This window comes from Dyadobacter sp. HNCC25DJ186, assembly GCF_056895235.1.
Genome location: NZ_JBXHAS010000018.1, coordinates 23,690 through 39,474 on the forward strand (window position 1 = coordinate 23,690; position 15,785 = coordinate 39,474).

Below are 15,785 nucleotides of genomic sequence, written 5' to 3' on the forward strand. Positions count from 1 at the left end.
CCATGTCGTCATACATTTTTAGAAAATATCCGGGTTACAACCCCAATGAAATACAGGATTGGAGTCAAAGTACGGGCATCGATCCTGCCAGTTTTGATCCTGAAAATATAGCTTTTGGCAGAGGTGCATCCAAAGCCGGAACTTCGATTCCGTCACCGATGGCGCGGCTGGAACTTTTTGATACTGCCTTTCAAATCGTCGCTTCGGATCGTGGAATTCTGGATGGGAATACCATTTATCATCAACTGGTATCGGATTGTCTGGATGTTTTTCAGCTTTTGTTCAATTCCAAAAATTCCGAAATTGGATCTGGTAAAAAGATCTGGTTTAAGGAATGGAAGGTGCAGGAAAACATCGGCAGACTGAAAGAAAAAGGTAAAGATCATCCGCATAATTTGCTGGCCAAATCGCTGGAACAGATTTTCAACGACAGAGACAACAGTAGATTTTCTGAAATGGACAGTCTGTTTTTGATCTTCTATGAAAACAAATTGTTAGGCGGCACTTCTCCGCTGTCCTTGTTTTTTACAACTCCGAACTGGGCGAGGTATATTAAAAATGGAGATATTAAAACGATTCCCCAAAGCTCGGATGGGAAGGTATTTTTCAGCAACGATTACCGTCCGCTGTTCAAAAGAGATCACGAGTTCATCGAATATATCTACAAACTTTCGCTGCAATTTAAACCTGCATTTGCCAAAGCAGACGGGTTCCGGAAGTATCTTAACAAAACGGTAGACCGCTATTTCCCGGATTTCAGACATCAGTTTCCTGACTATCAGCAGGCGGGAACAAGCCTGATGGACAATGAATACAGCAAAATAAAAACCAATGTTGATGGTAAATTTCTGACTGTCAACGGACTTTTCTTTTTCCATCAAAAAGAGGAAAAAGAAAAGGAAAAAATTAAGTCGGTCAGCGATTTTATTATCCGTGCTACGGAGACGAAATACCGGGATCAATACAATGACAAAAACGAGCAGCAAATTGTAGAACCGCCATTGGTTCTGGTAGATGGAATGAATATTCCGGGCGACTATATGGAAAAAAATATTCCATGGAATTCGTCAACCAGGATCAAAGATTTTTACCACCGCGGCGTGCCGTTGTTCGAAAGAAAACTGCCACAGGGAAATGCACTGACGACGGTTACGTACCCATTTCTTACCATCGATGATTTCCTGGAAGACGCATTGGTGGAAATGCCATATAACATCAACAGAGGAAAGTTTTATACCGGCTTTGGCGGAGATTTCAAATATTTGCTTCCTATAAAAAAGGAGTATTTCAACTTTTTCAACCTGGCGGACTTAAAGTATAACTTGTCTACCGAGGTCAATGACGGGCAGGTTACAGTCAATCTGAAAATACCTGTAAAAAACCGCAGAGGTGTATCTGAAATTGTGTTTTCAAGGAAATATGAGAAAGGTAAATCCATTGTCGAGTACCGTTCGGATTTAGGGATTTTTCCTTTTTATCAGATCAACGATCCGGATCCGAGATTAAAAGAGCTGAACGATTATACCATTCTGCTGGCGGAACGGAATGAGCGGATGACACTCAAAGCATTGGAGTTTTATTCTTTCAAAAATTTCGCTTCTGACACCACAAACCTGATCACAAGTGTCGATGAGCGTTCCAACTGGGCCGATATTAATGCCGGAAATTCTGGTTCGACTTCCAGATTTTACAAAATAAAGGAAGCCTTTGATTACATCCAGTTGGCTTACACGGATCCCAATGGCATCGATTCCAGTGGATTGATCATCCCGAATTTTGACACAAAAACTTTCAATAAAGATAATCTTACCAAGGCATTTACTTTCGCCATAGATTTCGGGACATCGAATACGCATATTGCCTACATGCAAAATGGAGAAGCTCTGCCAAAACCGTTTGATATTGGCGAGTCGGATCAACAGATGGTTTTGCTTAATGCACCTGGGAAAAATGAATCGGGGGGAAATAAATTCGATGTCTACGGAAGTGCCACCTGGATGGATTTGACGTTAAGAAGGGAGTTTTTGCCACCACTTTTAGGACCGGGGCAAAACATTTCCTATCCCTTCAAAACGGCGACCTGCGAGATTGTTTCTTTTAACAATATTCAAAATAAATCCCTGTTCAGCCACATCAATATCGGCTATTATATTGATCAGGAAGAAGTTCAGGCAAGCAATATCAATTACACAACCAATCTGAAATGGTTGCTGGAAAACAACAATAACGATTCAAATAAGAGCCGCGTAAGTGCATTTTTAAAACAAATTCTCTTACAAATCAGGGCCAAAACAATTCTGAATTACGGTAATCCTGCTGACCTGAAAGTGGTATGGTCTGTTCCGCTAAGTATGGAACGCGGAATTAAGTCAGAATTGCGGAAAGTGCTGGACGGGGCATTCAAGGATGTATTTAAAAATTCCGGGGCCAAATTATTGGATCCAATTCCGGAATCCGTAGCGCCTTATTTCTTTCTGACGAAATCTGATACGGACATTCAGGATACAGCCAATGTGGTCAACGTTGATATTGGCGGCGGAACGACGGACGTGATGATGTTTATGGAATCTTCCGGTAACCGGGCGGACAAATATCTGACCACTTCTTTCCGTTTTGCCGGGAGCGATATCTGGGGAAATGGATATCGTAATAAACTGAAAGACAACGGATTCATTCGAAACTATCTGAGTTATCAGAAGAAAAACTACATCAGTCCGAATGAGATAAAATATTTCAACAAGGTAAAGGATGACACAAATCTTAGCGCGGACGATCTGGTAAGTTTGTTGTTCCGTTATGATGATTTTAAATTCAGTGATTCCATAACCATTGGAAATCCGGATTTGCTGATCATTCCTTATCTGCATTACAGCGCTATTATTTTCCATTTAGTACAACTGATTGAGATCAAGGATTATCCGTTACCGAGATATTTGTCATTTACAGGAAAGGGAAGTCAGTATATCAAACTGCTTTGTGGCGGAGATGAGCGCGATCTGGAAGATTTTACGCGTTTGCTCATCAATGCTTACACGACTAAAACGCTGCAATCCGGATTCAAAATTCACCTCAATACGAATCCGAAGGAGATTACGGCCAATGGTTCGATTCTGTATGCGCTGGCTTCGGAAGATGAGAAGGAGAAATATAGAAAAAATATGGATTTCATTCATCCTGGTTTTGATCCAAAAACAAATGCTGAACTGGAATTGAAGCTTTCAACCGGTCCCGGCAAATTTAATATTTCCGAGACTTTTGAGATTGATAGTCCGCTAAATGTCGCTGTTTTGAAAAATCTGAATGAGTTTTTGGAAAAAACTTTGGGTAATTCTGAAATCACCAGATTCCTGAAAGATTTCAAAATTAACGGATTTAAAGAATCATTGAGGCTTTTGCAATGGAACAATAATATTTTCAACGGTGAAGGTTTGATCTACGACAGTTACCGTAAAGTTTTGCAGGATTTACACAAACAGGAAGGTGAAAATGACATATCAGAATCACTGTTTTTCTTTGCTCTGAAAGACGCTTTGTACCGGCTTTCAAAAAGTATAACGGAAATTAAACCAGTTGTTTAATGAGGAAGTGGGTTGTTTACCTTGTGTTATTATTTTGTCAATTTTCTGCAAAGGCACAGGATGGCGCGGATAAGCAGATTTCAGAAGTAAGATTTCAGATTGTAAAGGAGACAATTGAATTTTTAGCTTCTGACAAAGAGACTTTCAAGGATATTACGGAAAAGGAATGCCTGGATTGTCGAGGATATGAGGATCTTAAGCTATTCGTTGAAAAGAATAAGATCAAAAAAGCGGATGAATTACTTGTCAAATGGCAGAAATTTAAAGTTGATACCAGTTTTAACGGATGGAAAAATAGCATTCAAAAATTCAAAAATCAGGTAGTAGGGGATATAACCTCGGGAGCAAAAAGTAAGCGAAAGAAATTTCAGAATTATAGTGCCTACGAAAAAAGCCTGGAATCAATTATTGAAAAAGTATCCATTCCCGAGCCGATTGAAGATGTGCCGGATATTCAAAAAATTGAGGAAGAACCGGGCACTGTTGTTGAATCAAAAATATTAGAACCAGAAAAAGTAATGTCAGAGAATTCATCACAATCAGCCAGCTTTTTTGCCTTTTTACCAGACCTTTCGAAGGATATGGTATATTCCGTCATTCTGCTATTAGTAATTGTTATTCTGTTTTTGATGTGGGTCCTTCGCAATAAAAATCAGGTTATTGAAAGAAATGAGAAAATTTTGAATGATCATTTGCACAGGAGCGGAAGTACAGAATTTCAGTCTAAGAATTTGAGCAATGAGCTACGCGCTGTGAAGCAGAAGTTGAAAGAGGCAGAGGCAGAAATCACAATTCTTCAGGATAATGTAAAGGTTGAAATGGAAAGGAATGAGAGACTTTCTGTCATGCCTGAAATTGAAAAGCCGGTAGAGCAAGTGCCCATTTCACAGTTGGAATCTTCTATAAAATATGCCCGGTACGCGGACCTGGGAGATGGTTTTTCGGTTCAGGAATTGCTTGACGAGGAGGATAGCGAGACCATATTTGAGATCAATTTGATAACCCCGGCTACGGCCACTTTTAAAATATCAGGTAATCAGAACGCGCAGCGGTATGCACTTTCAAACTCACCGTACTTTCTTGGAAAAACAAGTCAGTATGATACTTTTCCATCAGGTAACAGTTTGATTAATACAGATATACCGGGTGAATTAAAACTACAAGGTAACAAATGGCTGATCGTTAAGCCGATCCAGATTAGTTTTAGTTAACAGAAATATGCAACGAAAATGGCGTTATTAGAAAGTCTGAGGCAGCAATTGCGGGATCTGCTAGTTTTAAATCATGGTGATATTAAAATAACAGAATATCCAAATCTGGTGTCAGACGGTAGAGAGCTTGATCTTAATCTGGGGCAACTTAATCAGCTTATTCAACAGATCTATTCAGAAATTGACTGGCGGCCTTATGAGATCATCAATACAAAACTTGAACTAGTTTTTCGAAAAGGAATCCTCACGACGGGTCAGTTTGAAGAAATCGTATCGCTCGTCGGAGATAGTGTTAACAGGAAAGTTGTTGAACAATATGTTATTGCCGAATTAGGTAAGAGAAGTTTTAAACCACGTGAAGTTAACCATGCCGATCCATTGTCGATCCAGAATAAATGGATGACGGATTCGGTTTGGCTTGAATATAAGGAAAGTCTGATTGAAGTGGAATGGCTTGGTGAAAAGGCAAATACGCTGGGCAAACTTGGCGATATCTCATTCAACAATAAGGACGATGCAAAATATTTCCTGAGGAACGGGAATTATCTGCCAGGTCTGGTTACTGCGCTAACGAAAAGTGCTTCAAGAGCCGATGAATTTGCCAGAATAATTGAAGAGGAATTTGATTCGGAAAAACGTTATTTACGGATTCTCTACAAACTAAATCCCAGTTTACCATTCCGTTTCGAGGATGAATTATATACTGACGTTTCCGTTTTATTACAAAAAGCATGTGAAACTTCAAAGGGTTATGAGGCTTTGCTGGAAACGTATAGAAAAGGAATTCTTCAGATATGGGTTCAGGAGTGTGATCCATTCATAGCCAAAAATCTTTCAACGCAGTACGATCTTAACAGCTTTCTGAGATTCCTATATAAAACAGATCCGACGCTTCCTTTTTTTATTGAAAATCAACGATTTGCGACACCGGAGGCTTTGGCGGATTATGCCAAAAAAGAATTTTCGATCTGGCCTGCTATTGCAGAATCTATGGCTGCTAAGCATATCCAGGAATGGTTTACCGGTATCGGAAAAGAGGATTGGAATACTCAGATAGCCGATAGTTATGCTTTTATCCTACATACTGATTATTATTCGGAACCGGAAATCCGGCTTGGTATGGTGCAGGCTTTGTTTCATATTATCAACCTGCTTTCTGACAAACCTAGACTCCAAATTGATCAGGACAAAGTTCAGCTTTTGTCGATAAACGGTGGTGTTACGGTGAATCACCGCATTACTATCAATCTAAAAAATGAGGGATATGTTAAGGCAAAAGTTTATTTTAAATTTATAAAAGAAGGCATTTCGCTCAGCAAGGATATTCTGGAATTTAATAATCTGGAAGGAAAGTTGAGCGCAAATATTGACATTATTATTAATACAGTTTCACTCCAAAAAGAGGAGCTTTACCATCTTGAAATGGTCGTTTCCTCAGTTTATGAAGACATTGTCATACCGGTCGATATAAAAGTTATTTTCCCGAAAAAAGCATACATCACGAAGCTTGCCCTTTACGGTTTTCTGACATCCTGTTATTTTGGTGTTTTCAGATTTCTTTTGGGTCTTTTTACAAATTATAAGGGCTGGCTGGTCCACAATCCGGAAATTGGGAATCCTGATGATATCATTGGAGATTCGCCGTTGTCGTCTTTCTTGCTGTTTGTCCTGTTTATTTTTGGTGGAGTATTTTCTTTCAGTCTGGTTAAAAAATACGAGAAGATATGAAAGACGGAAAATCTGTGTTTGTCGTATTGGTGCTGATCGTATTTGTGGTTTACGTGATGCGCAATTTTTTGGGTCGGGTAAGCGCATTTTTCTTCGTCCCGATAGATAACTTACTATTCATCTCTCACAGCATTCCGCCTGTCCTGATGTGGATGATTTTCGGATTGTTGGTTGGGGTTATTTATGGTTCTTTTATTGCCATTAAAAAGTACCGGCTTGATTACAAATTGCTTATATCCCCAATACTGGCTTTGCTTGTTGGTATAAGTTTGATCTTACTGGCTTCATTTGTCGTGAAGAAATTTGGGGATGACAAACAGAAAAACCGCGCTGTTTCAAATGCCGGAGATAGAAAATATTTGATTTCTACCAACCGAACCGAATTAACTGAAATACTAAGGAAAGGAATTCTGGCCGTTGAGCAAGAAGAATATGAAACTGCACAAGTGATGCATATTTCCAACATCGGATAAAGATTTGGAATCAGGTCAAGATCAGTTATGCGGTTGCACAATTGAGCATAAAACTTTAGAAGTATAATGACGAGGGTGTAAAAAACAGAGACCGCCCAGCTCGACCGATCTCTGTTTATGTTATTTAAAATTCAATCTGTGTTCTTATCTCTCCGCCTGGAAAACTGGCGTTATGGATATTGAAATAATATTTGCCGCCAATAAGATCTGTCTCGTCAATAGTAGTGCCGTCGACAACTACTGATCCTGAATAAGCACCCGATGTGGTTTTCTGTATTTTAGATAAAAAATCAAAAACTACGGGCGCGTTGCTGCCGTTTGCCGCGATGCCATGAATATGTGAACCGGTTGGAACGTTAGCCAGATTATTCCAGGTAAGGAAAAAGCTCAGAAGTTTTGTCGTTTTGTTATAGGTGACGTCAGCGGTACCCGTTGCAGTGCTGTTGTTTGCAGGAACTTCATTTGCACCGCTCATGACCAATCCTTTCTTGCTTACCACGTTGGTCTGATCATAAAATTCAATTTGTCCGCGAATTTCTCCGCCCGGATTTTGGGCGGTATGTATGTTAAAATAGTAAAGGCCGTTTAGAAGGTCACTTTCTTTCAGTGTTTGCCCATCAATAATGACAGTATGCGTGAATGTTCCTGATTGCGTTTTTGGTATCAGGTTGGCGAAATCATAAATAACCGGAGCATTGTTCCCACGCGAAGCAGTTCCATGAATATGTGCTCCTGTGGGTATACCTGTAAGATTGTTCCAGGTAAGCGTAAAGGTGAGCATGTGGTTGGTTTTGTTGTAGGAAACATCCGCAGTTCCAGTAGCCTTGCTGGGATTAAAAGTTGTTTCCTGGGCTGCACTCAGCGGCAGTCCTACCTGGACAACTCCGTTTTCAATTTTGTGGTCCTCGCAAGCAGTAAAAATGGCGAGAAAAAAGATGCAGAAAAGCAATTTGGAAAATGTTTTCATAATAGTTCGTTTTGTTAGTGTTATAGTTTAAAGGTACTGTTTATAATTTTAATTATATTTAATTATAATTATTAAATTGTTAATTGTGAGTAACTTACGGTTAGTATCCTGGCTCTGGGCTGTTTACGTCTGGAAGTTAACGAGCTTAGGTAAAAGATTTTTTCGTTCTCTGGATACCTCAAATAATGAAGATAAATAATGGACTATTCACCACGAAAAATATTAATTCTTGGGGCGAGCGGAAGAACTGGCATGTTGATTCTAAATTTGGCTTTGCGGGAAGGGTACCGTGTTAACGTGTTGGTCAGGAACGTTAACAAATTCAGTCGCATGCATGAAAATCTGGCGATTTTCCAAGGTACATCCACGGATCGAAACAGTTTGGAAATGGCTATGAGTGGGTGTGAAGCTGTGCTAAGCGCCCTGAACATTTCCCGTAATTCAGATTTTCCCTGGGCAAAACTGCGCACGCCATCCGATTTTCTATCACAGACTGCAATAAACGTTATATCAATCTGCGGAGTTTTAAATATTAACCGGGTGATCGTCATTTCAGCCTGGGGTGTTGGTGATACCCGGAAGGATATTCCCTGGTGGTTTCGGTGGATTATTGATCATAGTAATATCGGTGTCGCCTACGAAGATCATGATAGACAGGAACAAATTTTTGAATCCTCAGATTTAAGGTATACAGTAATACGGCCCGTTGGACTCACAAATCTTGAGTATTCAAATAACGTGAAGACGAGCTTTAAAAATGTTCCCCGACCATCTTTGACCATAAGTAGAAAAGATGTCGCGAAGTTTATGATGGCTGTTTTAAGAGACAATTTATTTATCCGGGAAAATCCTGTCGTTTCCAGCTGAAATGAGAATTCTCTTGGTTATAAATATGAATAAACTACCTGCTATTTGTCAGAATTGATGAGGTCCCTGTAAGCGATAAGCTGAATTCCTTTTTCTTTTATTGCAGTTTTAACTGCGTTGCTTGTGAACAAATCCGTAACACCTTGTCTGTCCTCAGCAACATTTTCGTATCCGATGTGAGATATGGCTTTCAGCTCCGCATCATCCAGTCCGGGATGGTCAACGAAAATATATGTTTTGCCGGCTTCAAGTTTATCAAGCATCTTGATAAAACTATTAATCTTGTCCTCTGATGTTTTGCGAGGACCGTCATAACTCACATAACCATCCACTTTTGGTTCAGGGTCAACGGGTATTTTGTATTCTCCGGCAAGTTTCCGCGTAAGTGCCTTGACTTCTTCGGTTATACCTGCGCAGCCCATGTGAGACGATATGTGGCTGATACGTGGTATCTTTTTTATTGCCATCTCAATTTGTGCACGGAACTCTTTTTCCATATCCAAGAGCTGCCAGTCGTTTTCAATAACCGACCTTTTTGGATAATTTTTATTTGGGTAAATCATGGGCAGAAAATAGCCATCTGAATCTTTCAAACTGTTGCAATCGGTCAGTGGTCGCCATTTAATATTGTCCCATTCGCTGGTTAGAGCCAGATGAATTCCCACGTCTGCTTTTGGATTTTCATTCAATAATTTGACTGCCTCCGGGAACCAGGGAGATGGAACAATTACTTCTATTGAAGTTTGTATGCCTTCTTTAAAACACTTTATGAGTGCAAGATTGCCTGAGTGCGAATAACCCATATCGTCACCTCTGACAATCAGTCGTGGCGGATTCTTTTGTGAGAAGGATTGTGTTGACAAAACAACCAATACCAAAAAGTACAGGAATTTTTTCATGAGTATGAATTTTGAAATATGACAATGGAAATTTACATTGAGATTATCAAATAACAAGATATTTTCAATGGCTAAAGCCTTGCGACTTTGGCGGGCTAGCGGCTCCCAGGCCTGAAGCTCTGGGTTAGTCCGTTGCATGTTTAATCTCCTTTGACTGACGAGTCTCAATTCAAAACCAAGTCCATAGTCCGCAGCATCTTCATAACCCAGGGCTTCAGCCCTGGGTGGCAAATGCTCAAATATATCCGGCTTTAGCCATTGCAACCAGAAGAATATTGATAAATTCCATCACCATAATACTAAATCCAATCCTTATTAAAAATTAATTTCTATTCCAGATCAGTTCATTCATAACCCTGGGCTTCAGCCCTGGGTGGCTAACACTCAGATATATCCGGCTTCAGCCCTTGCGGCAACAAACACCAGAACAATTTTTCAGTAAACCAACGCGTCGTTCCATCTTCGAAAATCCCTACTTTTGACCTAAAAAATTTGAAACGATGGATATAAAAGTTATTGCATTTGATGCGGATGACACGCTTTGGGTGAACGAGCCTTATTTCAGACGCACCGAAGAGGAGTTTTGTAATCTTCTCAGTGAATATTTGCAACCGCATGCATTGGAACGCGAGTTGCTTAAAATAGAAATTGCTAATCTTCCGCTTTATGGTTACGGAGTCAAAGGTTTTATGCTTTCAATGATCGAAACAGCTTTGAAGATTTCCGACAAAACGATCAGTATGGAACATATAGAAAAAATCCTTGATTTGGGTAAAAACCTGCTCAATGAGCCGATTGATCTGCTGGACGGTGTGGAAGAAGTATTGGCAACTCTAAAAGATAAATACCGACTGGTTGTCGCAACCAAAGGAGATCTACTCGATCAGGAAAGAAAGCTGAAAAAATCGGGTTTAAGCCATTATTTTCATCATATCGAAATCATGTCTGAGAAGGATGATGCCAATTACAAGAAATTGATCAGGCATCTGGATATCCTTCCGGAGAATCTGCTGATGGTAGGAAACTCTTTGAAATCAGATATTTTACCGGTTTTAAATATTGGTGGTTATGGAATCCATGTGCCTTATCATATCACTTGGCAACATGAACAAATTGAACATACCATAGAAAATAAAAACTTCCGGAGTGTCGAAAATATTAAAGAGATTTTGCCATTTCTTTAAGCCAATCTCATTTTCAAAATATATAACCGTAGCTCAGGCACTCTATTTTTATTGTTTTAGAACCAGTCAATTTTCCATGCTTATCATCATGACCGATTGACTGGCTTATTAACTCATTATCATTATATGAAGAAAACTATTAAAACGCTTATGATGCTTTTCGCGCTGGCACCATTGACCATGCAGGCGCAACAGCTTATCACAACGTCAAACAAGTGTTTCAAGCAAATTCAGGAAGGCAATAAGCAGAATGATCAGGGACAGTACGAGGAAGCACTGGTTACTTTTAAAAAGGTTTTGAAAGACTGTTCAGCGAAGGATGCGAAGGAAGATGGGAATATCGGTATGGCAATTGCCTCGAACGGTCTGAAACAATTTGACGACGCTATTACCTCAGCAAACAATGCGATCAAGGTAGGTAAGGAAAAAAATGTTACTGCGTATTATGCGAGAAGTTTTGCATACAACAAGTTGGGGCGGACGGCAGATGCGAAAGCAGACATCGTTAAGATAACTGATCTGACCAAAAAAAATAAGAATATTAAAGCACGTGCGAAAATGTTTGCACAGCTTGCCCATCTGGATTTTCAGCTTAATATGCTGGCGGAAGCGGATACAAATTTGACGAAAGCGATCGAACTTGATCCGGAAAATCCAGCATTTTATATCCAAAAAGGCGATATGATGATCAAGATCAATAATTATGACGACGCTTTTGCTGCTTATGACAAAGTATTGGAACTAGGTAAGAATAATCTTGAAATTTATCAGATCAGAACGGAAGCCAGACTTAAACAAATGCAGCAGAAATATGTTACCACTGATATAAATGAGTTGTCCAGGAGAATGACTAAACAAGAAAAAAGCACTGTTTGCACAGATATAAAAAGGGCGTTAGATCTGGGGTTAAGGAACTTGCAGCTTGATTTGCTGGCAAGTAAGATTTGTGAATAATTAATTGAATTTTTAAAAATAGGATTGTGAGAAAAAACAGCGTTATAATATTAGTGTTAGCCTTTTTGATCGGCTGTAAAAGTTTAAATAATACACAAAAAGGGACTGGTATAGGCGTCGCAGGAGGGGCGGCGGCCGGTGCTGCAATCGGTGGACTGCATAACAAAAACAGTGTGATTGGAGCCTTAATTGGTGCAGCTGTGGGTGGTACCGCCGGTTATCTTATCGGTAAGAATATGGATAAGCAGGCGCAGGAGTTGAAACAAGCCATTCCTGATGCGACGGTTGAAAGAGTTGGAGAAGGTATCAACCTGACGTTTAATTCAGGATTGTTATTTAAAATTAATTCTGCGGAATTAAGTGAAGATGCAAAGCAGGAGTTAAAAAAAGTTGGTGGGATTCTAGCCAAGTATGAAGACACTCAGATTCTTTTGGAAGGCCATACCGATGACACCGGCTCTGATAATTTGAATATGAATTTATCTGAACGCCGGGCAGAATCAGTGTCCTCTTATCTGGAATCTCAGAACATACCGTCGTCAAGATTAAAAACGAAATGGTACGGTGAATGGCAGCCAAAATATCCTAATGACAGCGAAGCAAATCGAGTGAAAAATCGTCGGGTCGAGTTGGCGATTTATGCAAATGATGATATGAAAAAAGATGCTGAGAAGGGAGAATTAAAGTAAAGGTTAACTTTCAGGCAAAGCAAAAAAGAAAAGGGCAAAGCTCGCAAAGTTTAACTTCGCGAGCTTTGCCCTTTTTCTTCTTTTCTTCGCGTGGAAGTGAAACCTAAAAAACGGATTATCCTACACTAACTTCCTCAGAAAGAACTTCCGGCTTTTTCTTCTCAAAACGTGCTTTAATCCGGTCCACAACCAGATAAGCCGAAGGCACAAGCAATAACGTCAAAACCAGCGAACTTGTAAGGCCTCCGATAATTACCCAGGCCATACCATTTTTAGTTTCAGCACCGGCGCCACTTGCCAGGGCAATCGGTAACATACCAAAAACCATCGCCAGTGTGGTCATCAAAATTGGTCGAAGACGCTCTTTTCCAGCTTCCACCAGCGCATCGACAACGTCATGGCCCTGTTCTTTTAAGTGGTTTGTAAAGTCAACGATTAGAATTGCGTTTTTCGCCACAAGACCCAGAAGCATAATCATACCGACAATTGCAAATACGGTTAAACTTTCCATCGTCAGAGCGAGCGCTAAAAGTGCACCGATCAGGGCAACAGGAATAGAAAACAGTACTACAAACGGATAAACCACACTTTCATACAGACCAACCATAATAAAATATACCAGTAAGATCGCAATAACCAGCGCTAGTCCAAGGCTGCCGAACGCGTCTCCCTGCTGTTGAAGCTGACCCAGATACTGGATAGAAATGCCATTTGGCAGTTTCAAATTTGCCACTTTCGCCTGGATATCCGAACCTACCGTTCCAACAGGGCGGCCCACAACTTGGGCGTTTACCGAAATGGATGAAAGTCTGTCAATCCGCTGCAAAACACTTTCTCCGATTTGTTCTTCAACCGTCGCGAATTGTGATAGCTGAAAGGATTGTCCCTGGTTATTAACGAATGAAAGTTGGCTTATATCGGAAGCATTTGAGCGGTCAAACTGGTCAAGGCTAATAAGGATATCATACTCTTTTCCATTTTGTTTAAATTTTGAACGGTCGTCTCCACGGAAACCGTTTTGCAAAGCGATCCCAACTTCTGCTGCATTTATTCCGAGCTGAGCCATACGGTCACGATCCAGATTTACTTTTACTTCTGGTTTGGGGTCTTGTACAGAAAATTTTACGTCCTGAGTTCCGGGAACAGATTCAGTAACCTGTTTAACCATCGCCGAAGCTTTACGGATCGAGTCCAGGTTGGTACCTTTTACTGCAATCTGAATAGGCGCCTCAGAAGTTCCAACCAAACCTGTCGGACTTACCGTCACCTTTGTTCCCGGAATTTTTCCAATCTCTTCTTTCACAATCACACTGAATTCTTCCGTGGAAGCAATGCGTTCTTTTTTATCAATCAGTTTGACATTCAGCGTTGATAAATTTCCGTTGGATGAGGACGTCAGGTTATTGCTGCTATAACCGATATTGCTGAAAACATTCGTAACCTCAGGATGTTTTAACAACATTTGTTCAGCCTGCTGAGCCACTTTGTTACTTTCGTATATCGATGCAGTTGGGGCAAGTTCAATCTGGACAGTAAATTCTCCCTGATCGCTTGCGGGCATAAAAGCAGCTCCGATAAAGCCTGTTGGTACCAAAGCAATAGCACCGATCAACAAGGCAAACACACCAAGGAATACATATCTTTTATGATTTAGAATATTTACCAAAATTCTTCCGTAACCGTTTTGCAACCGCGTCAGAAAGTTTTCAAAACCTAAGTTTAGTTTTCCCCATAAGGACGTTTTGCTCAAAACTTCAAGCTTTCCGAAACGCGAAACCAGCAAAGGAGTTAATGTGAAAGAAACGAATAAACTCATCAGCGTTGAAAATACAACCACGAGCGAAAACTCGCGAAGAATGTTCCCGATAAGTCCGCCGGTCATGGCCAGCGGAACAAAAACCACAACGTCCACAAGTGTAATCGCCAGCGCGGTAAAACCGATTTCACTACGTCCGTCTAATGCGGCCTGCCAGCGGTTTTTACCCATTTCCAGATGTCGGTTGATGTTTTCCAAAACCACGATCGAGTCATCGACCAGGATACCAACTACAAGCGAAAGCGCCATCAGTGTCATCAGGTTCAGCGAAAACCCAAGCACATACATCAAAATAAATGTCGGGATAATCGACGACGGAAGTGCCACAAGTACAAACAAAGATGAGCGGAAGCTGTGCAGGAACATCAGCATAACCACCGACACAATGGCAACAGCCAGGAATAAATCAAATACAACCGCATCTGCAGAAGCCAGTGTATAAGTTGACTGATCTGCGGCGATATTAAATTTCAATCCGGTAGAGGCGTATTGTTTTTCCAGATCAATTATTTTTGCTTTGACCTGTTTGCTCACTTCCACAGCATTCGCGTCCGACTGTTTCAATACCTGCAAACCGATCGACGGCATTGCGTTAATGTGATTAATCGCGGTTGGTTTTGCTGTCGCATCCACCACTTCTGCAACATCTTTTAACAAAACCTCTCCGCCATCAGTTGCCCTGAAAACGACCAAATTTCTGAAACCTTCTGTATTGGCAACGGAGGCATCATATCGAATTGATAGTTGCGACGCTCTCGTTTCCAGACTTCCGGCGGGGTAACTCGTATTGGCATTGTTAATTGCAGCAGCAATCTGCCCGATGGAAAGATTGTAAGCTCTCAATTTTTGAGCATCCACATTAACCTGAATTTCTCTTTCATTGCCACCAATCAAATCAATCCGGCCGACACCTGCGGCATTGGAAAGCTGTGGTTTTAATTCATCATCAATCAGGTCAAAAAGTTTCGAAGGCGATATGTTTGCCGTCACACCCATACGCAGAACAGGTAGTTCGTCAGTCGAAAATTTATTGATCGTTGGTCGATCTGCTTCATCCGGCAACAGGTTGATAATCTGCTCTACTTTTCGCTGTGCATCCTGTTGTGCCAGTGTCACATCAATGCCGTTTTTAAGCTGGATCACTACAATGGACGCACCTTCCTGAGAGGTTGAATTGATTCGATCCAGCCCTTCGATAGAAGCAAGCGCATCCTCAATTCTTTTGGTTACGTTGGTTTCAACCTCATCGGCAGATGCTCCGCGATAAGTGGTCGAAACGCTGATTACATTTGCCTCAAATTTTGGCAAAAGGTTATAAGAAAGCTGCTGGTAACTGATCACGCCGAAAAGAATCAGAACGGTGAAAATCGTGGTAATCAGCAGTGGTCTTTTAACTGATAATTCGGTTATAGACATAAT

At 40.6% G+C, this 15,785-nt stretch carries 11 protein-coding genes; 8 read left to right on the plus strand and 3 right to left on the minus strand.

Going from position 1 to position 15,785, the window contains the following annotated elements; genetic code table 11:
* The first annotated feature begins 2 nt into the window (after positions 1 to 2).
* The 4 genes from AC1XUO_RS28500 to AC1XUO_RS28515 are packed head-to-tail and all read left to right on the plus strand — an operon-like array spanning position 3 to position 6,990.
* A complete protein-coding gene (locus AC1XUO_RS28500; protein ID WP_483333259.1) occupies positions 3 to 3,578 on the plus strand; it encodes a hypothetical protein in 3,576 nt (1,191 codons plus the stop codon).
* Positions 3,578 to 4,789, plus strand: coding sequence for a hypothetical protein (locus AC1XUO_RS28505; protein WP_483333260.1), 1,212 nt, complete (start codon positions 3,578 to 3,580; stop codon positions 4,787 to 4,789). Before AC1XUO_RS28500 ends, AC1XUO_RS28505 begins: the two co-directional genes overlap by 1 nt.
* Positions 4,790 to 4,807: 18 nt before the next feature.
* Positions 4,808 to 6,517 carry a hypothetical protein gene (locus tag AC1XUO_RS28510; RefSeq protein WP_483333261.1) on the plus strand — a complete coding sequence of 570 codons (1,710 nt, stop codon included), beginning with the start codon at positions 4,808 to 4,810 and terminating at the stop codon, positions 6,515 to 6,517.
* A complete protein-coding gene (locus AC1XUO_RS28515; protein ID WP_483333262.1) occupies positions 6,514 to 6,990 on the plus strand; it encodes a hypothetical protein in 477 nt (158 codons plus the stop codon). The genes AC1XUO_RS28510 and AC1XUO_RS28515 overlap by 4 nt, the downstream gene beginning before the upstream one ends.
* A 124-nt stretch (positions 6,991 to 7,114) precedes the next feature.
* Here AC1XUO_RS28515 and AC1XUO_RS28520 read toward each other — a convergent pair whose 3' ends face one another.
* Entirely contained in the window at positions 7,115 to 7,957 is an 843-nt protein-coding gene (locus tag AC1XUO_RS28520) for a CHRD domain-containing protein (protein ID WP_483333263.1), read from the minus strand.
* Between the two features lie 198 nt (positions 7,958 to 8,155).
* Here AC1XUO_RS28520 and AC1XUO_RS28525 point away from each other — a divergent pair, with 198 nt between their 5' ends.
* Positions 8,156 to 8,824, plus strand: coding sequence for an NAD(P)-dependent oxidoreductase (locus tag AC1XUO_RS28525; protein WP_483333264.1), 669 nt, complete (start codon positions 8,156 to 8,158; stop codon positions 8,822 to 8,824).
* A 41-nt stretch (positions 8,825 to 8,865) separates the two neighbouring features.
* Here the strand turns inward: AC1XUO_RS28525 and AC1XUO_RS28530 are convergent, their stop codons facing one another.
* Positions 8,866 to 9,723, minus strand: a complete 858-nt coding sequence (locus AC1XUO_RS28530; protein ID WP_483333265.1) for a polysaccharide deacetylase family protein — start codon at positions 9,721 to 9,723, stop codon at positions 8,866 to 8,868.
* Positions 9,724 to 10,223: 500 nt separating this feature from the next.
* Between AC1XUO_RS28530 and AC1XUO_RS28535 the strand changes: the two genes are divergently transcribed.
* From AC1XUO_RS28535 to AC1XUO_RS28545, 3 genes are all read left to right on the plus strand, one after another.
* On the plus strand, positions 10,224 to 10,907 hold the full coding sequence (locus AC1XUO_RS28535) for an HAD family hydrolase (RefSeq protein ID WP_483333266.1): 684 nt from the start codon (positions 10,224 to 10,226) through the stop codon (positions 10,905 to 10,907).
* A gap of 126 nt (positions 10,908 to 11,033) precedes the next feature.
* Positions 11,034 to 11,861, plus strand: coding sequence for a tetratricopeptide repeat protein (locus AC1XUO_RS28540; protein ID WP_483333267.1), 828 nt, complete (start codon positions 11,034 to 11,036; stop codon positions 11,859 to 11,861).
* Between the two features lie 26 nt (positions 11,862 to 11,887).
* Positions 11,888 to 12,550 carry a YiaD family glycine zipper/OmpA-like lipoprotein gene (locus tag AC1XUO_RS28545; protein WP_483333268.1) on the plus strand — a complete coding sequence of 221 codons (663 nt, stop codon included), beginning with the start codon at positions 11,888 to 11,890 and terminating at the stop codon, positions 12,548 to 12,550.
* A gap of 115 nt (positions 12,551 to 12,665) precedes the next feature.
* Here the strand turns inward: AC1XUO_RS28545 and AC1XUO_RS28550 are convergent, their stop codons facing one another.
* Positions 12,666 to 15,782, minus strand: a complete 3,117-nt coding sequence (locus tag AC1XUO_RS28550) for an efflux RND transporter permease subunit (protein WP_483333269.1) — start codon at positions 15,780 to 15,782, stop codon at positions 12,666 to 12,668.
* Between the last annotated feature and the right edge of the window lie 3 nt (positions 15,783 to 15,785).

Coding starts and splice junctions, on each gene's coding strand:
- AC1XUO_RS28550 (WP_483333269.1), bottom strand. CDS start 15,782: ATGTCTATAACCGAATTATCAGTTAAAAGACCACTGCTGATTACCACG.
- AC1XUO_RS28515 (WP_483333262.1), top strand. CDS start 6,514: ATGAAAGACGGAAAATCTGTGTTTGTCGTATTGGTGCTGATCGTATTT.
- AC1XUO_RS28505 (WP_483333260.1), top strand. CDS start 3,578: ATGAGGAAGTGGGTTGTTTACCTTGTGTTATTATTTTGTCAATTTTCT.
- AC1XUO_RS28510 (WP_483333261.1), top strand. CDS start 4,808: ATGGCGTTATTAGAAAGTCTGAGGCAGCAATTGCGGGATCTGCTAGTT.
- AC1XUO_RS28530 (WP_483333265.1), bottom strand. CDS start 9,723: ATGAAAAAATTCCTGTACTTTTTGGTATTGGTTGTTTTGTCAACACAA.
- AC1XUO_RS28525 (WP_483333264.1), top strand. CDS start 8,156: ATGGACTATTCACCACGAAAAATATTAATTCTTGGGGCGAGCGGAAGA.
- AC1XUO_RS28540 (WP_483333267.1), top strand. CDS start 11,034: ATGAAGAAAACTATTAAAACGCTTATGATGCTTTTCGCGCTGGCACCA.
- AC1XUO_RS28535 (WP_483333266.1), top strand. CDS start 10,224: ATGGATATAAAAGTTATTGCATTTGATGCGGATGACACGCTTTGGGTG.
- AC1XUO_RS28500 (WP_483333259.1), top strand. CDS start 3: ATGTCGTCATACATTTTTAGAAAATATCCGGGTTACAACCCCAATGAA.
- AC1XUO_RS28520 (WP_483333263.1), bottom strand. CDS start 7,957: ATGAAAACATTTTCCAAATTGCTTTTCTGCATCTTTTTTCTCGCCATT.